Genomic DNA, 16,685 nt, shown 5'->3' on the forward strand with positions numbered 1-16,685 from the left:
GTGACCGCAATTGCATATTTTCAGCGCGCGGTGATTTTTATTTACGCGAACAGTGAGCCGCAGCCGAATGCGAAGTATTCGTGTGCGGCGAGCGTCGCGATAGCGAGATAAAACTCGCGCAGCGTGTTTTATCTCGTTCTTCAGGTGATTTTCATTCTTCTCTGGAAAAATAGTTGTCTGCCGCCTGGATATCGCGGTCCATCTGCTCCTTCAGCTCATTGATGTCCGAAAATTTTTCTTCCGGTCTCCGGAAGGACAGAAGCTCTACTCTAGCCTCCTGGCCGTACAGATCCAATGTACAGTCAAACAGATAGGTCTCCAGTCCGACCGCCGTGCCGCCGACCGTCGGCTTGATTCCGATGTTTGAAATCCCCTGATACCATCTGCCTGCCACGAGTGTTCTGGAATAGTAGACGCCCCGGGGAGGAGTCATCTTGACAGGATCCGGGATCTGGTTAATGGTGGGAAATCCGAGGGAATGTCCGAGATGCCGGCCATGCACAATCTTTCCCGTGATGAAGTATGGCTGTCCGAGCAGACTTGTGATTTTCTCCATATGACCAAGCGCCAGTTCCTCCCGGATATAGCTGCTGCTGATCTCCTTGCCCTGGTACTTCTCCTTCGGAAGCACCTCTACCAGAAATCCATACTTCTCACCCAGCAGCTTCATTACTTCTGAATCTCCCTTCCGGTCTTTTCCGAAATGGAAGTCCGTTCCCATGACGACTGCGGACACATGGAGCCTGTCCAGCAAAATCTCACGGACAAAATCCTCCGGCTCCATACTCCGGATCCTTTCTGTAAATCTGCACTCAAACAGGAGATCCACATCCAGCTCCCGGAGAATCTCTCTTCGCTCTTCATTTGTCATCAGCATCTTCGGCCGGCGTGCCCCCATACATACCTGGGGCGAGACCTGAAAGGTAAAAACCGCAGTCTTCCAGCCATGCGCCCGGGCAATCTCCTTCACCCGGGCGATCAGCTTCCGATGGCCCTTATGAACGCCGTCAAATTTTCCAAGCGTAACGACGCAGCGCTCTGCGCCGGTATATTTTTCCACTTCCTGTATATATTCCAAAGCTGACGCTCCTCAAATTTTAACTCTGCATTCATCATCCGGGTCATAGAACATCCTGACCGGCTTCAGTAAACCGCCGGGTGTCGCAGATTCATAAATTCCAATAAAAACGCCTTCGGAATCAAAAAGCCTCACCCGCCGTTTCTCTTCTGCGGACTGACCTGCAGATCTCCCGACGTGAAATCCAGCCTCCGGATCCCCGTCCCTGTCCTGTATAACATAGTGTCCATCATCCGAAACCCGGCTCCCGTCCTCTATAACACGGACTCCATCCTCAGAAACCAGGTCCCTGTCCTGTATCACGCGGTATCCTTCTTCGGGGATCCGGTTGCCATTATGGGCGAGACGGTCTGCCTCGACCGAGGTGCGCACCAAAGGATAATCAAACAGCCGGTATACCGGAATCAGGAAATCCTTCCATCTCCCCTCTCCGGTTAGCCGGGCGACCTCGGAAAGGCGAAGCGAATCCTCAATGTGGAACTGTCCGACGCGGACCCGGGTGAGTGCCTCCATGCAGCCTCCGCAGCCCAGCTTTTCCCCGATGTCATGGCAGAGTGTCCGGATGTATGTACCCTTCGAGCAGGTTACACGGATAACGGCTCTCGGCAGATTGCAGGAGAGAAGACGGATCTCATAGAAATGAACCGGCCGGGCCTTTCTCTCCACCGTCTTTCCCTCTCTGGCAATCTCGTACAGCTTTCTCCCATTAACCTTCAGAGCGGAGTACATCGGCGGAATCTGCATCTGTGCGCCTTCAAAGGATTTGAGGCAATTCTCCAGATCCTCCTCTTCGCAGGTCACCGCATGCTCGGACAATACCTCTCCGCTGATATCCTGCGTGTCGGTGTCCCTCCCAAGTAAAAGCACTGCCTCATATGTCTTCGTCTCATCGGTCAGAAGCTCCACGAGGCCAGTGGCCTTTCCCACACAGACCGGAAGGACGCCTTCCGCGTCCGGATCCAACGTACCCGTGTGGCCGATCTTCCTCTGATGCAGGATGCCTCTGAGCTTTGCGACAACATCGAAGGAGGTATAGCCCTTCTCCTTGTATATGTTAATGACTCCGTTTTTCATTGTTCTCCCTGCTGATGTCCAAGCCGTTCGATCGAACAGATCTTATCTCTGCTAATGTCCAGTCCGTTTGATCGAACAGATGTTTTCTCTGCTGATGTCCAGTCCGTCCGACCGGTCAGACGAGTTCTTTTTCCAGATATAATGTCAGATTATTGACAACGTCATAACAGGATCCCTGCATCGTCACGCCTGCCGCGCGCGCATGCCCGCCGCCGCCGTATATCTGCGCAACAACACTCACATCCACTTTATCTACGGAGCGCAGAGAAGCCTTCCATTTTCCGGTTTCCAGCTCATACATGAAAACGGAAACCTCTACGCCTGCCGTGTTTCTCATCTGGCTCACGATCCCGTCCATGTCCGCCGGTGACGCGTTGTAGAAATCCATGTCTCTCTTCCGGATACAGGAGACAATCATTTTCCCGTCAAACATTAGGAAGCTTTCCATAAGCGCTCTTCCGAGGAGTTGATTCTGAATGAAGGTTTTCTCATAATATGTACTGTCCACGATTCTACTGAACGGGATTCCCTTCTCCATCAGAGACGCGGCGATCCGCATCGTGCGGGGTGACGTACAGGAGTACTGAAAAACCCCTGTGTCATGAACAATGCCCATGTACAATGCCTCCGCACACTTCTCGCTTATTTTCTCCGGATCCAGAAAATTCCAGACAACTTCACAGGTGGAGCTGAGATCCGGATAATTAAACAGCCAGGTATAATGATCACGGTTCGTCTTGTGGTGATCCAGACACAGAACACGGTCCGCGGTCTTCAGCAGAGCTCCGGCAACACCGATCCTGTCCTGACTGCTGATATCCAGAAGAATCAGCAGATCATACCGGACTGCAGAGCAGACCTGTCTCGCCTTGTCAATATCCTCGATCATGTCAAAGGAACTGCGGGGCTTTTCGAGATATACGTCCGCGCCGATCTCCGGATGATTATCACGCAAATACAGGTACATACCCATGCACGACCCGACGCAGTCGCCATCCGGGTTAACGTGTCCCGCAATCGCGACTGTATTTACATCCTTTAAAAATTCATCAATTTTCCTCTGCATGCTTTCCTCTTCGATCCTGTTCCATGACCTCATCAATCCGTTTTGACATTTCAACACCATATTCTATCGATTCGTCGAGCTTAAAATGAAGTTCTGGTGTGTTTCTCAGATTCAGATTCACAGCGAGCATATGGCGGATGAAACCGGAGGAACTTTTCAGTCCCTCCATTGTATCCTCCTTCGCCTTCTCATCTCCAAGAACGCTGATCATGACCTTGCAGTTTTTCAGATCTGTCGCCACGATGGCTTCCGTAACGGAAACGACCGGAGCGATCCGCGGATCTTTCACTTCATTTCGGATGATATTGCTCAGTTCTTCCTTTACCGATTCATTAATTCTTATGTTCTTGACACTGTTTTTTTTCAACGCGGCACCTCGACCATAGCATATGCCTCAACCTGGTCGCCTTCCCTGACCTCATTGAAGCCGTCAAACACCAGACCGCACTCATAGCCGGCCTTAACCTCCTTGACATCGTCCTTGAAACGCTTCAGACTTGCGAGGTCTCCCTCGAAAATCTGCTTGTCTCCGCGGCTGATGCGAACCTTGCACCCTCTCTGTACGATTCCATCGAGGACATAACTTCCGGCAATGGTTCCGACTCCGGATGCCTTGAAGAGCTGGCGTACCTCGGCATGACCGATGACCTTCTCCTCGTAAATCGGCTCCAGCATTCCCTTCATCGCTGCTTCGATATCATCAATTGCCTGATAGATTACCTTATACAGACGCACATCTACTTTTTCCTGTTCTGCCAGGGCTTTCGCGTTCGCGTCCGGACGAACATTAAATCCAATCACGATCGCGTTTGATGCCGCCGCAAGTGTGACATCAGACTCATTGATCGCGCCGACTCCGGCGTGAATGATCTTTACAACTACTTCATCGTTGGAAAGCTTGAGCAGGGACTGACGAATAGCCTCTACCGATCCCTGTACATCCGCCTTGATAACAAGCTCAAGCTCCTTGACAGAGCCGTCCTGAATCTGGCTGAAGAGATCATCCAGAGACATCCTGGACTTGGTCTCCTCCAGAAGCTGATTCTTGTGCTCGGCGGTAAAGGTTGCGGCAAAATTCTTCGCCTCCTTGTCTGTCTCCATAGCTACCAGCGTCTCGCCCGCATCCGGAACACCGTCAAGTCCCTGCACCTCAACCGGGGTGGACGGGCCTGCTGTTTTTACACGTTTTCCGTTCTCATCCGTCATAGCACGGACTTTTCCCGAGCATGCGCCGCAGGCAATATAATCGCCGACATGAAGGGTTCCCTTCTGAACGAGAAGGTTCGCTACCGGTCCCTTGCCCTTATCCAGCTTTGCCTCAAGGACCAGACCTCTCGCGAGACGGTCCGGATTCGCCTTCAGTTCCATGATATCCGCCGTAAGGAGAATTGTCTCCAGAAGATCATCAAGACCAACTCCGGTCTTCGCGGAAACCTCGACCATCTCCGTCTGACCGCCCCAGTCACTTGCAATCAGTCCATACTCTGTGAGTTCCTGTTTTACCCGGTCGACATTTGCTCCCGGCTTATCGATCTTGTTTATCGCAACGATAATTTCAACGCCGGCTGCCTTCGCGTGATTGATTGCCTCGATGGTCTGCGGCATTACACCGTCATCCGCCGCTACGACAAGTACCGCGATATCCGTGGACTGAGCTCCGCGAAGCCGCATCGCCGTAAACGCTTCATGTCCAGGCGTATCCAGGAAGGTGATCTTCTTGTTGTTGATATTGACGACATATGCGCCGATATTCTGTGTGATTCCGCCGGCTTCCTTGGAAGTCACATGTGCGTGGCGGATTGCATCGAGCAGAGATGTTTTACCATGATCGACATGTCCCATGACACAGACTACCGGAGGACGGGGAATCATCTTGCTTTCATCCTCTTCATCCTCTTTCAGCATTTCGGCAATGACATCCACCTTCTCTTCCGGCTCACAGAGAATATCATATGTCATCGCAATCTCCTCTGCCTTTTCGTAATCGACCTCCTGGTTCACGGTATACATCTCACCCTTCATGAAGAGATCTTTAACGATGACGGAGGGCTGCATCTTCATCTTTTCCGCAAGCTCGCGGATGGTAACTTTCTCCGGGATCTTGATTTCTGTCACCTTTTCTTCCTTCTTCTCCTCTTTCTTATGCACCGGTCTCTGCAGTGCCTTCGGGATCAGATGTCTGTTGTTGCGTCCGTTTCCTCTGTCGCTCGTGTATTTATTGCCGCGAAGATCGCTCTTGTTCTTGTCCTTATCCTTATTGTGTCCGGCGCCATCTCTCGACGGCTTCTTGAGCCCCATATCCATCGCAGCGCCCTGACCGCCCTTGTGATCACTGTGCTGTCCTCTGGAGTGCCCCGGGAAACGATTTCCCTCTTCTGCGTCCTTACCGCCGAACCCAGGTCTGTTACCGCCAAAACCAGGACGGTTTCCTCCGAATCCCGGGCGGTTATTGCGGTCTCCGAACGGTCTTCTGCTCTGACCGCCGTTATTGCGGTCTCCATAGCTTCTGCCCTGGCCGCCGTTATTGCGGTCTCCATAGCTTCTGCCCTGGCCGCCGTTATTGCGGTCTCCGTAGCTTCTGCCCTGGCCGCCGTTATTGCGGTCGCCATAGCTTCTGCCCTGGCCGCCGCTGCGGTCACCATAGTTTCTGCTCTGGCCACCGCTGCGGTCCGCATCGTTTCTGGTGCCCTGGTTCTGCCGTTCCGAACTCTCGCCAGCGGCAACAGATGCTGTTCCGGCAGCCGGTCTCTCCTGAGATGCTGTCTCATGCTCACTCTTCTCAGCTGCCGTTGCCTCACTCTGTGGTGCCCCGTTCTTTCCATTCGACACTTTCACCTCAGTAGCCGTGCCCGCCGAAGAGCTCTTTTCCGCCATTTCCGCAGCGGATGAATTGATCTTTGCTGATTCCGCAGCATTCGGTTTTGCAGAAGCCGTCTCAGCTCCGATAGTCGCAGCAGCTGCTTCCGGCTTTGCCGCCTCTGTCACAGGAGTGTTTCTGACAGCGCTCTTCTTTTTTGTTTCCGCCGGAGCAGGTTTCGGAGCCTCCTCAGTCCGGATAACCGGATGCGGTCTCGGCACCTTCACAATGGGAGTTCCGGCAGACGCGCGGTTGCCAACAGGGCGTCCACCGCGGCTGCTCTCCTGCATCACACCGCGTCGGGAGCCTTCCACGCGACCGGCAGCACCATCTGTTCTTCCGGTCTTCTCTCTGGACTTCTTCTTTTTATCCTTATCCATGACCTGATGGAAGCTCTTGCCCTCTTTACTGGATGCATTCTGCGGGTGAAAAACAGCGATCAGTCTTTTCTTTTTCTTTACCGGTTTTGCTTCCTTCTCTCCCTTTGCCGCACTGTCTTCTCTGGAGGTTTTGGATTCCTCCGCCTTCGCTGCCTTTTCTATCTTATCGTTTACCATCTTTCCTTCATTTTCATTATTATTCAATGTATCGCTTACCTCTTTATTTCAATGAATCCTGATCTGTCTGTGTTTATATCTGTTCGCTCTCCGGCCCCAGAAGGCTTCGGATTTCCCGTGCCAGGTTCGCGTCTGTGATTACCAGCGAAGAACGCTCCCCTTTTCCGATCAGAGCGCCGAGCTCCGATTTCGGAAGAAATTCCATAAACGGAATACTCCGGTAAGCAGCCATATCGCGGAATTTTTTCTTTGTGTTTTCCGATGCGTCTTCCGAGACGATCACCAATTCCGCGCTGCCTGCCCGGATTGCCTGTTCTGCGGCGAATTCCCCGGCAGCGACTTTTCCGGCCTTCATGGAGATACTGATCATGAACCGTGCCTTTCTACTGTCCAATCTGTTTCATCTCCTCCTCAAGCCTGTCATATACCTCGTCAGGGATTGCGCAGCCCAGAGATCTTTCTATACCATGATTTTTCCTTGCTTTTGCCAGACACCCGGGATCTGCGCAGATATACGCGCCTCTTCCATTCTGCCTGCCCGTCGGATCCAGCTGGATCTCGCCATCCGGCCTTTTCAGCACACGGATCAGTTCCTTCTTCGTCTTCTTGGAACGGCATCCGACACAGGTACGCATCGGTATTTTACGGGTTATACTCAATGAACGCCTCCCTCGCCAGCTTATGTCTCAGGTTCGCTGTCTTTCTCCGTATCAGAATCGGCTCCAGCCTCATCGGTGTCGCTCTCGTCGGCTGCGAAGCTGTCTTCTTCCGCTTCCGGAGTATCCTTCTCACCGTCAGAGGGATCTTCAGATCCGGTCTCCGGATCCGATTCTTCCGTATCTGTGGTATCTTCGTCATCTTTCATATCTTCAGCATCTGCAGAAGCGCTGTCTGCGTCGGAAGTTTCTGTGGAGTTCTCCTCGCCGGATTCGGCCTCTTCGGATTCTTCCCTGCCGGAATCCTCCTCGTCATAGTCGTAATCCTCATCCTCATCGTCCTCATCGTCTTCCGCGTATTCATCAAACAGACCTTCTTCACGCGCCTGCGTCTCGCTCTTGATATCGATCTTGAACTGCGTCAGATGCGCCGCAAGGCGGGCGTTCTGTCCCTCTTTTCCGATAGCCAGGGAAAGCTGATAATCCGGGACAATGACAAGTGCCTGCTTCTCATCCGGATCCGCAAGAACAGAGATAACCTTTGCCGGAGAAAGCGCATTTTCAATCAGATATGCCTGGTTCTCATCCCAGTTGATGATGTCGATCTTCTCACCATCCAGTTCATCCACAATCGCGTTGACACGGGAACCGTTCACGCCGACACAGGCTCCGACTGCATCGACATTCGGCTCATTGCTGTAAACTGCGATCTTCGTACGCGATCCGGCCTCTCGTGCAATTGCCTTGATCTCGATCACACCATCACGGATTTCCGCGACTTCTTCCTCGAAGAGTCTCTTCACCAGCTCCGGATGTGTGCGGGATACAAGGATTTTCGGCCCCCTCGGGGTATCCCTGACCTCCAGCACGTATACCTTGACTCTTTCCGTAGGCTTGAACTTCTCACCCTTTACCATTTCCTTGGCCTTCAGAATCGCGTCTACCTTGCCGAGATTTATGCTGACATCCCTTCCGATATATCGCTGAACAACACCCGTAACAACCTCATGTTCCTTCTCATAGTACTCGTTGTACAGGGATTTTCTCTCTTCCTCACGGATCTTCTGGAGTATGACGTTCTTCGCATTCATGGTCGCAATCCGTCCGAAGCTCTTGGACTGGATCTCAACATTCACCGTATCACCAATCTGCGCACCGGAATTGATCTTGAACGCCTCCTGCTGTCCGATCTCTGTGACCGGATCCTCCACATGCTCTACCACCGTCTTGGCAGAAAGAATGTGATAATCACAGGTCTCCGGATCTATCGTGACCGTTACATTATCCGTACGGTCATACTGATTCTTGTAGGCCTGTAGAAGAGACTGCTGAATTGCCTCCAGAAGAGTATCCTTGCTGATCCCCTTTTCCTTTTCAAGAGTATTCAGAGCTTCCAGTAACTCGCTGTTCATTTTTTCATTATCCTCCTGGTCTTAAACCAACTTATATTCAACCGTTAAAAATCAAACGCCATACGGATCAGGGCGATTTCCTTTTTGTGAAAGGTCATCGGCTTTTCCGTTTCATCTTCAACGATACTCACCGTATCCTTATCGTAGGCCGTAAGCACTCCGGTAAATTCCTTTGCGTGATCAATAATCCTGAACGTGCGGATCTCAATTCGCTGCCCCATCGCACGCTGATAATCCCTTTCCTTCTTCAGCGGTCTTCCAAGTCCGGGGGAGCTGACCTCCAGAATATAGGAATCCTCGATAAAATCCTGCTCATCAAGCTTTTCACCGAAAACCCGGCTGATGTCTTCGCAGTCTTTCACCGTGATCCCGCCTTCTTTGTCCGCATATGCTCTCAGATACCAGCAGCCGGCCTCTTTGACATATTCCAGATCCACAAATTCATAGTGCATCTCATCCAGAATCGGGATCAGAATCGCTTCCGCCTTCTTCTCGATTGCTTCCGTCTTACTGCTCACGCAATCTCTCCTTTCATAAAATAGGAGTGGGCTTTTCTCGCCCACTCCTACCTTAGTCAACTATTAACGTTACCAAAATACCACGAAAACCGCGCAAATGCAAGTCCCTGCTGTATACATTACGTTTTTCTACAAGCTTCTGCAAGCCCCTGCTGTATACATTACGCCTTTCGATAAGCCCCTGCTGTATACATTACGCTTTTCGCTTTCTCCTGTTTGCCATCTTCCTGGAAGCCGCAGCTGCGGCCTTTTTCACGGTTTCCTCTGTTTTCGCGACTGCTGCTTTCTTCAAGGTCTCTCCCGTCTTCTCGGTATCACCCTTCTTCATGGCTTTTGCGGATTTCACGCTTGTCCGCTCCGGCTTCTTCTCCTTCTCATCCGGTGCAGTGTGCTCAAACGCCTCGGTAAAGCGAAAAACGGATACTCCGAGCGGCGGTACCTTTATCTTGATCGAATCCTTCCGTTCATCCTGTTCAACCGCCCGGCTCAGCTTCACCCTCGGATTTATCACACCACCGCCGCCGAATTCCGCAGCATCGCTGTTGAAGATCTCTTTGTATTTCCCTGCGCAGGGCACTCCGACCATGAAATTATCATACACGACATTTGAAAAGTTCGCGACAACGAGCAGGGTGTCTTCCTCTGACTCCGTCTTTCTCAGAAATACCAGAAGGTTTCTCTCCCAGTCGAGGTTGCTGATCCACTCGAAGCCCTCCGGTTCTTCGTCGAGCCGGTACAGCGCAGGCTGCTCTCTGTAGAACTTCAGCAGAGCTCTGCTGAAATTCTGCATTTTCTTCTGATCCTCGTTTTCAAGCCCGCTCCAATCAACGCCCTCCGAAACACTCATTCTCGATTTCTGCCCGAAATCCTGTCCCTGACAGATCAGCTTCTTGCCCGGATGCATCATCAGGTAGGCGTAAGTCAGACGGAGATTCGCAAGCTTCAGGGAATCGTCTTTGCCCGGCATCATGCGCAGCAGTGGTCTTCCATTTTCCAAAATATTGTGAGACAGCGCGAGCATGAACTTCTCCGTATACATATACACCATGCTGAACGTAAGATCATCCTGGTGCGCTCCGCGGAAGAGCGGATCGAGCTGGATGTACTTCAGGTAATCATCGATGCATCCATTGTTCCACTTCAAACGGAATCCAAGCCCTTCCTCCTCTGTATTTCCGGTAACCGCCGGATACCCGGTCGTCTCCTCCGCAATCGTGATCGCTCCGTGTCCGTTTACCCGGATATCATTATTGAGATTCCGGAGAAACTCAATATTCTCCAGGTTCTCATTTCCTCCGTACATATTCGCGATCCATTCCCCATCGCGCCTGCCGTAGTTCAGATACAGCATACCGGAGAGATCCGGAATCCGCAGGCCGTCCGCATGATACTCCGAAATCCAGAACATCGCGCTTGATTTCATGAAGCTCTCAACCTCGCCGCGTCCATAATTGAAGATCAGTGCGTTGTTGGACGGGCAGACTCCCTTCTTCGGATCCATATGCTCATAGAGACAGGTTCCGTCAAAGGATGCGAGACCATCATTTCCTCTTGCGAAATACCCAGGCACCCAGTCAAGAAGTACGCCGATTCCATTCTGATGCAGCGTATCGACCAGATATTTGAAATCCGCAGGTGCTCCATAACGGCTGGTCGGTGCAAAAAATCCGCTGGTCACATACCCCATGGAATCATCGTCCGGATACTCCATCACCGGCAGGAATTCCACATGGGTATATCCCATGTCCTTCAGATAGGAGACAAGATCCTCTGCGATGTCCCGGTACACCGCCGGTGCCTCTCCGATCTCCTTCCTGCGTCCCGCCACCTGCCCCGCTCCGGTCTCTTCTTCCCGGCTTGCGGTCTGTACCGCTGCATTCTCTTCTGCCCGGCCCTGATCCTTTGTCCCGGCGCCTGCTTCCCGGTTCTCTGCGACTCCCTCCGGATTTCCATTTTCCCGCTTCATCCACGTTCCGATATTGCACTCATAAACCGCAAGGGGCGAACGGGACGGATCAAATTCCTCCCGTCGTTTCATCCACTCCTCATCCTTCCATTCATAGCCGGTGTTCGCGATCACCGAAGCGGCCTCAGGAAGCTGCTGTGCGCGGAAAGCGAACGGATCCGCCTTCAGATAGACCAGTCCGGCCTTCGCTTTGATCTCAAACTTGTAGAAACTGCCTGCTTTAATTCCCGGTACAAACAGCTCGAAAATACCGCTCTTCAGCCGATTCATCTGGAGTCTGCGTCCATCCCACAGATTAAAATCACCGACAACGGACACACGAATCGCATTTGGTGCCCACACGGCGAAATAAACTCCCTCGGTGCCGTTGATGGTCATCAGATGTGCGCCCATTTTTTCTGAAGCCCTGTCCCATATGCCTTCCTGGAACCGGATCTCTTCCTTTTCCGTGATCTGGCACGGAAATGCATATGGATCCTTGTATTCCGACACAGTACCATCCTCGTGCAGAATCACAAAAGTATAATCAGGGATTCTCTTCCGGTCAAGCATGACCGCAAAATATCCCGCCTCGTCCTCCATCACCATCGGGACGACATCCCCGGAAGCCGTCTTTACGCTGACATTTTCTTCTCCCGGAAAAAATGCCCGGATCAGAATGCCCTCCGGCAATGCCGCCGGACCCAGCACTCTCCGCGGCGAATCCTCCTCCGCGTATACGACAGCCTCGATCTCTGCCCAGTCCATCAGGTCATAGATTCTGCTTTCCATACTTTCTTTCATGCTCATCTGGTCTCCTCCTGAAAAATGCTTCTCCCCATTCTGTAACGAGATAAAACACGCTGCGCGAGTTTTATCTCGCTATCGCGACGCTCGCCGCACACGAATACTTCGCATTCGGCTGCGGCTCACTGTTCGCGTAAAAAAGGAACCAAAGCACTGCCGCCTCTGACAGAACTTTGGTTCCCATTATACATCATTTCTCAGAATAATTTCTACAAATCTGCGCAGTGTTCTGCATAGATTTCCGATGAGCGTGTATTGCTCACAGACAATTGACAGGGCACGATTTTCACCGTGCGGATGGCCGGCCGGTTATTCCGACGCCGGAGCGGTTCCCTGCCCCTGTCCTGCCTCACCCTGATTCTGATCCGGTATCAGCTCCGGCTTTTTCTCAAGGATCTGCATAAACTCCTCACCGGTAATTGTTTCCCGCTCGTACAGATATTTGGCAAGCTCATGAAGCTTCGGCATATTGGCTGAAAGCAGGCTCTTTGCCTTGCTGTACGCGTCATGCACAATCTTCACAACCATCTCGTCAATCTTGCCAGATGTTGCTTCAGAGCAGGCCAGAGATGTATCACCGCCGAGATACTGATTTGTAACGGTTTCCATCGCTACCATACCGAATTCATCGCTCATGCCGAATCTCGTTACCATTGCTCTTGCGAGCTTCGTCGCCTGCTCGATATCATTGGACGCACCGGTGGTCACGGAATGGAAGATCAGCTCCTCCGCGACACGTCCGCCCGTAAGCGTTGCGATCCGGTTTACGATCTCCTCCTTGCTCATCAGGTTGTGTTCTCCCTCATCCACCTGAAGGGTGTAACCAAGAGCTCCTGATGTTCTGGGGATAATCGTGATCTTCGTGACCGGCGCGGAATGGGTCTGAAGGGCGGCGACCAAGGCGTGACCGGTCTCGTGATAAGAAACGATCAGCTTCTCCTTCGTCGTCAGCACCTTATTCTTCTTCTGGTATCCGGCGATTACAGTCTCCACACTCTCCATCAGGTCGTTCTGGGTTACAAATTTTCTCCCGTCGCGTACCGCGCGAAGAGCCGCCTCATTGATCATATTCGCAAGCTCGGCGCCACTTGCTCCGGACGCGGTGCGCGCAACCGCGTTGAAATCTACATTATCGGAAATCCGGATATCCTTTGCGTGAAGCTTCAGGATTTCCTCTCTTCCCTTCAGATCCGGAAGCTCTACCGGAATTCTACGGTCGAACCGGCCCGGACGGGTCAGCGCCGGATCCAGGGACTCCGGACGGTTGGTCGCCGCAAGGATGATGACACCCTTGCGTCCATCAAATCCATCCATCTCTGCAAGCAGCTGATTCAATGTCTGCTCGCGCTCGTCATTGCCGGAGAATCCTCCGCCGTCACGCTTCTTACCGATGGTATCAATCTCATCGATAAATACAATACACGGTGCCTTCTCATTGGCCTGTTTGAACAGATCCCGGACCTTCGCCGCGCCCATTCCGACAAACATCTCAACAAATTCAGAACCTGAAATAGAGAAAAACGGTACATTTGCCTCGCCGGCAACGGCCTTGGCAAGGAGCGTCTTACCGGTTCCCGGAGGGCCTACCAGAAGTGCGCCCTTCGGCATTTTCGCACCGATCTCCGTGTACTTCTGAGGGTTATGAAGGAAATCAACGATCTCCTGCAGCAGCTCCTTCGCTTCGTCTTCTCCGGCCACATCCTTGAACTTAATGCCGGTCTCCGACTGTATGTACACCTTGGCATTACTCTTGCCAAAGCTCATGGCATCGCCCATGCCTCCGCCCATACGCTTCGTCATTGAGCTCATCAGCCATCTTCCCAGGAAGAAAAAGATGACAAGAGGAAGAATCCAGCTCAGCAGGAAGCTCAGAACCGGCGACATCTGCTGCTGGATCGGGCTCTCAAAATCCTTGATTCCCGCCGACAGCAGACGGTCCACCAGCTTATAGTCATTCATCATACCGGTACGGTACATATTGCCCGAGGAATCCTTGAACTCGATCTCACTGTCCGCAGAGTTGACCTCTACCTGGCTTACCTTCCCATCCTCCAGCATCTCAATGAAGTTGCCGTATGTTGTATCCTGTATTTTGGCACTGTTGATCTGCGGGATCAGAAGAAAATTGAGAAGGAGCAGTACAAGCAGCACGATGGCATAGTAAAACGCAATCGGCTTTTTATCATTTTTTACCTCTTTCAAATTATCACCTCCGTTCATTGTTCCGGTTCCTGATCAGATTCCGGACTGAGTGTTGCTTTTCGTCCCGGTTCTTCATCAGCGGCCCCGGAATTAGCAGCCAGTACATCTGATGGCTAATTCTGTAGACCAGTATCTTACATCGGCGATCTCCTGTCAACCGTGCGGAAATAAATTTTATACAATTTTTCGAATTGCCTGCTGCCTTATACAAACAGCGAACCACGGTGAATGCGCGCCTTGCGTCTGTCCCGCCTCTCATCCGGATGCGTCCGCTTCAGAACCTGCGAATCGTACCCGATTCAGAACCTGCGAATCGTATCCGATTCCTCTTCCCCGACGTTTTCAATGGCAACAATCGTAACATCATACTCGATGGTATCGCTGACCTTGACGTGGCAGACATCACCGACTTTATGACGCATGATTGCCTTTCCGAGAGGAGATTCCGGAGTGATCCGTCCCTGCATGGAATCCGCGCGTACAGAGGTAACGAGCTTGTACGTCTCGGTCTCCTCCTCGTCATCGAACTGCAGAGTGACCTTCTTGTTCAATCCGACCTCATCGCTCTTTGATCGATCTTCAATTACAATTGCTGTTTCGATCATTTTCTCCAGGTAATGAATGCGGCTGTTATTCTCCCGATTGGCTTTTCTTGCGGCATAATACTCAAAATTTTCGCTCAGATCTCCCTGTGCTCTCGCCTCTTGTACCTCCTTCAGGATTCTCGGCCGTTCCACCAGAGTCCGATGGTCAATTTCCGCCTGCATCTTGTCGATATCACTCTGTGTCAGTCTGTCATGCATAATTTCTTACCTTCTTAATTACAGTTTTTGGTGCCCCGCCTGCGGAGCACGGAACAAGCCACAGCTTATGCAGGGTGTGCTGCCCCTCCTGCGAAACACGGAGCAAGCCATAGCTTATGCAGGGTGTGCTGCCCTTCCTGCGAAACACGGAGCAAGCCATAGCTTATACCGTGTGCGCTTCCCCGCCTGCGGGTCATATGATTTACCGGGAGGAAATTTCGCCTCCCGGGTCCGGATTCCGTTACTTCAGGAATGCGCGGTATGCGTTGTAAGCCTCATAGATATCCGCCTTGCTGGTAATCTCCCAGGGCGCATGCATATTGAGAACAGCAACACCGAAGTCAATAACCTCCATTCCGAGATTTGCGAGAATGTAGGCGATCGTTCCGCCGCCGCCCGCGTCTACCTTTCCAAGCTCAGAGGTCTGGTAGATAATATTGTTCTCCTCCATCAGCTTTCTCAGGAACGCAATATACTCCGCATTGGCGTCATTGGAACCGCTCTTGCCGCGGGAACCGGTATATTTGTTGAATACCGGTCCTCTTCCGAGATACGCGCAGTTGTTCTTGTCCATCACATCCGGATAATCCGGGTCAAATCCGGCACTTACGTCAGAGGAAAGAACCCTGGTCTTCGTCAGCAGACGGCGGAGTGCCAGTTCGCTGTAGCATCCCTGCAGATTCATGACCTCTGCCAGTGTATTCTCATAAAATCGGGAGTGCGTGCCGGTCGCGCCGACAGATCCGATCTCCTCCTTGTCTGTCAGAAGACAGACGCTGGTGTACTCCGGATTCTTTTCGTCCATGATTGCCCGGAAGGACGGATATGCGCAAACCTTGTCGTCCTGACCATATCCCATGATCATGCTCCGGTCCAGTCCGTAATCCCTGGCCTGTCCTGCGGGGACCACCTCGATCTCCGCTGATACGAAGTCATCCTCCTCCATATCATATTTTTCCTTCAGAAGTTTCAGGATATTCGCCTTAACCGCGTTCTTCTCGTCCTCATCCGCAGACGCGAGCGGTCTGCTTCCGACCAGAACATTCAGGTTCTCACCCTCGACAACCTCAGCAGCATTTTTCGTCATCTGCTTTGCCGCCAGATGGATCAGAAGGTCACTGACACCGAACACCGGATCGTTCTCATCCTCTCCGATGCAGACATTCACAACCGAGCCGTCCTTCTTCGCGATGACACCGTGAAGAGCCATCGGAAGCGCCGTCCACTGATATTTCTTGATTCCGCCATAATAGTGGGTGTCAAGAAGCGCGAGGTCGGTATCCTCATACAACGGATGCTGCTTCAGATCCAGTCTTGGGGAATCGATGTGCGCACCCAGAAGACGCAGTCCCTCTGTCATTGGCTTCTGTCCGATTCGGAAGATCAGAAGAGATTTCTTCATCATATCCGTATATACCACTTCTCCGGGTCTGAGAGCTCTGCCCTCAGCGGCGGCTTCTTCCAGAGATTTGGCTCCAGCCTTCTTCAGTTCCTCCTCCATGCCGGCGACATTTTCTCTCTCTGTCTTATGTCCGGAAAGGAAAACTCTGTAATCTTCACAAAAGTCGTTCAGCTTCTGCTCATCATCCTTTTCCCAGATCGTTTGTTTTTTTTCTTTCATTCGATTCTTCTCCTTTTCTTTCGATATACAGATCATATCACAAAATCTGGATTTTGAAACGGTCAAAGTTCACAGGCGGTTTCTGCCGC

Annotated in this window: 13 protein-coding genes; all 13 read right to left on the bottom strand. The window is 51.9% G+C overall.

The window, feature by feature from the left end; all coding sequences use genetic code 11:
* Positions 1–151 precede the first annotated feature (151 nt).
* The 13 genes from ACTNDI_RS00185 to ACTNDI_RS00245 all read right to left on the bottom strand — a co-directional run bounded on the left by ACTNDI_RS00185 (position 152) and on the right by ACTNDI_RS00245 (position 16,596).
* Complete coding sequence (locus tag ACTNDI_RS00185) at positions 152–1,078, bottom strand: bifunctional riboflavin kinase/FAD synthetase (protein ID WP_441098745.1); 927 nt, start codon at positions 1,076–1,078, stop codon at positions 152–154.
* 12 nt (positions 1,079–1,090) lie between these two features.
* Positions 1,091–2,152, bottom strand: coding sequence for a tRNA pseudouridine(55) synthase TruB (gene truB / locus ACTNDI_RS00190; protein WP_441098746.1), 1,062 nt, complete (start codon positions 2,150–2,152; stop codon positions 1,091–1,093).
* A 115-nt stretch (positions 2,153–2,267) separates the two neighbouring features.
* The gene (locus ACTNDI_RS00195; RefSeq protein ID WP_441098747.1) at positions 2,268–3,218 is read right to left on the bottom strand and encodes a DHH family phosphoesterase; all 951 of its coding nucleotides are present in this window, start codon (positions 3,216–3,218) and stop codon (positions 2,268–2,270) included.
* Positions 3,202–3,585 (bottom strand): 30S ribosome-binding factor RbfA, encoded by a 384-nt coding sequence (gene rbfA, locus ACTNDI_RS00200; protein WP_441098748.1) that lies wholly within the window; start codon positions 3,583–3,585, stop codon positions 3,202–3,204. Before rbfA ends, ACTNDI_RS00195 begins: the two co-directional genes overlap by 17 nt.
* Entirely contained in the window at positions 3,582–6,659 is a 3,078-nt protein-coding gene (gene infB, locus ACTNDI_RS00205) for a translation initiation factor IF-2 (RefSeq protein ID WP_441098749.1), read from the bottom strand. The genes rbfA and infB overlap by 4 nt, the downstream gene beginning before the upstream one ends.
* Positions 6,660–6,705: 46 nt before the next feature.
* Positions 6,706–7,026 carry a L7Ae/L30e/S12e/Gadd45 family ribosomal protein gene (locus ACTNDI_RS00210; RefSeq protein WP_441098750.1) on the bottom strand — a complete coding sequence of 107 codons (321 nt, stop codon included), beginning with the start codon at positions 7,024–7,026 and terminating at the stop codon, positions 6,706–6,708.
* Positions 7,016–7,291 (bottom strand): RNase P modulator RnpM, encoded by a 276-nt coding sequence (gene rnpM / locus ACTNDI_RS00215; protein ID WP_441098751.1) that lies wholly within the window; start codon positions 7,289–7,291, stop codon positions 7,016–7,018. The genes ACTNDI_RS00210 and rnpM overlap by 11 nt, the downstream gene beginning before the upstream one ends.
* A gap of 20 nt (positions 7,292–7,311) precedes the next feature.
* On the bottom strand, positions 7,312–8,700 hold the full coding sequence (nusA, locus tag ACTNDI_RS00220; protein ID WP_441098752.1) for a transcription termination factor NusA: 1,389 nt from the start codon (positions 8,698–8,700) through the stop codon (positions 7,312–7,314).
* A gap of 44 nt (positions 8,701–8,744) precedes the next feature.
* Complete coding sequence (gene rimP / locus ACTNDI_RS00225; protein ID WP_441098753.1) at positions 8,745–9,218, bottom strand: ribosome maturation factor RimP; 474 nt, start codon at positions 9,216–9,218, stop codon at positions 8,745–8,747.
* Between the two features lie 193 nt (positions 9,219–9,411).
* On the bottom strand, positions 9,412–11,973 hold the full coding sequence (gene glgB / locus ACTNDI_RS00230; protein WP_441098754.1) for a 1,4-alpha-glucan branching enzyme: 2,562 nt from the start codon (positions 11,971–11,973) through the stop codon (positions 9,412–9,414).
* A gap of 306 nt (positions 11,974–12,279) precedes the next feature.
* A complete protein-coding gene (gene ftsH / locus ACTNDI_RS00235) occupies positions 12,280–14,172 on the bottom strand; it encodes an ATP-dependent zinc metalloprotease FtsH (protein WP_441098755.1) in 1,893 nt (630 codons plus the stop codon).
* Positions 14,173–14,471: 299 nt separating this feature from the next.
* Entirely contained in the window at positions 14,472–14,975 is a 504-nt protein-coding gene (gene greA, locus ACTNDI_RS00240; protein ID WP_441098756.1) for a transcription elongation factor GreA, read from the bottom strand.
* A 241-nt stretch (positions 14,976–15,216) separates the two neighbouring features.
* Positions 15,217–16,596, bottom strand: a complete 1,380-nt coding sequence (locus tag ACTNDI_RS00245; RefSeq protein ID WP_441098757.1) for an aminopeptidase — start codon at positions 16,594–16,596, stop codon at positions 15,217–15,219.
* Between the last annotated feature and the right edge of the window lie 89 nt (positions 16,597–16,685).

This window comes from Bilifractor sp. HCP3S3_D3, from assembly GCF_052063915.1.
GTDB lineage: Bacteria > Bacillota > Clostridia > Lachnospirales > Lachnospiraceae > Bilifractor.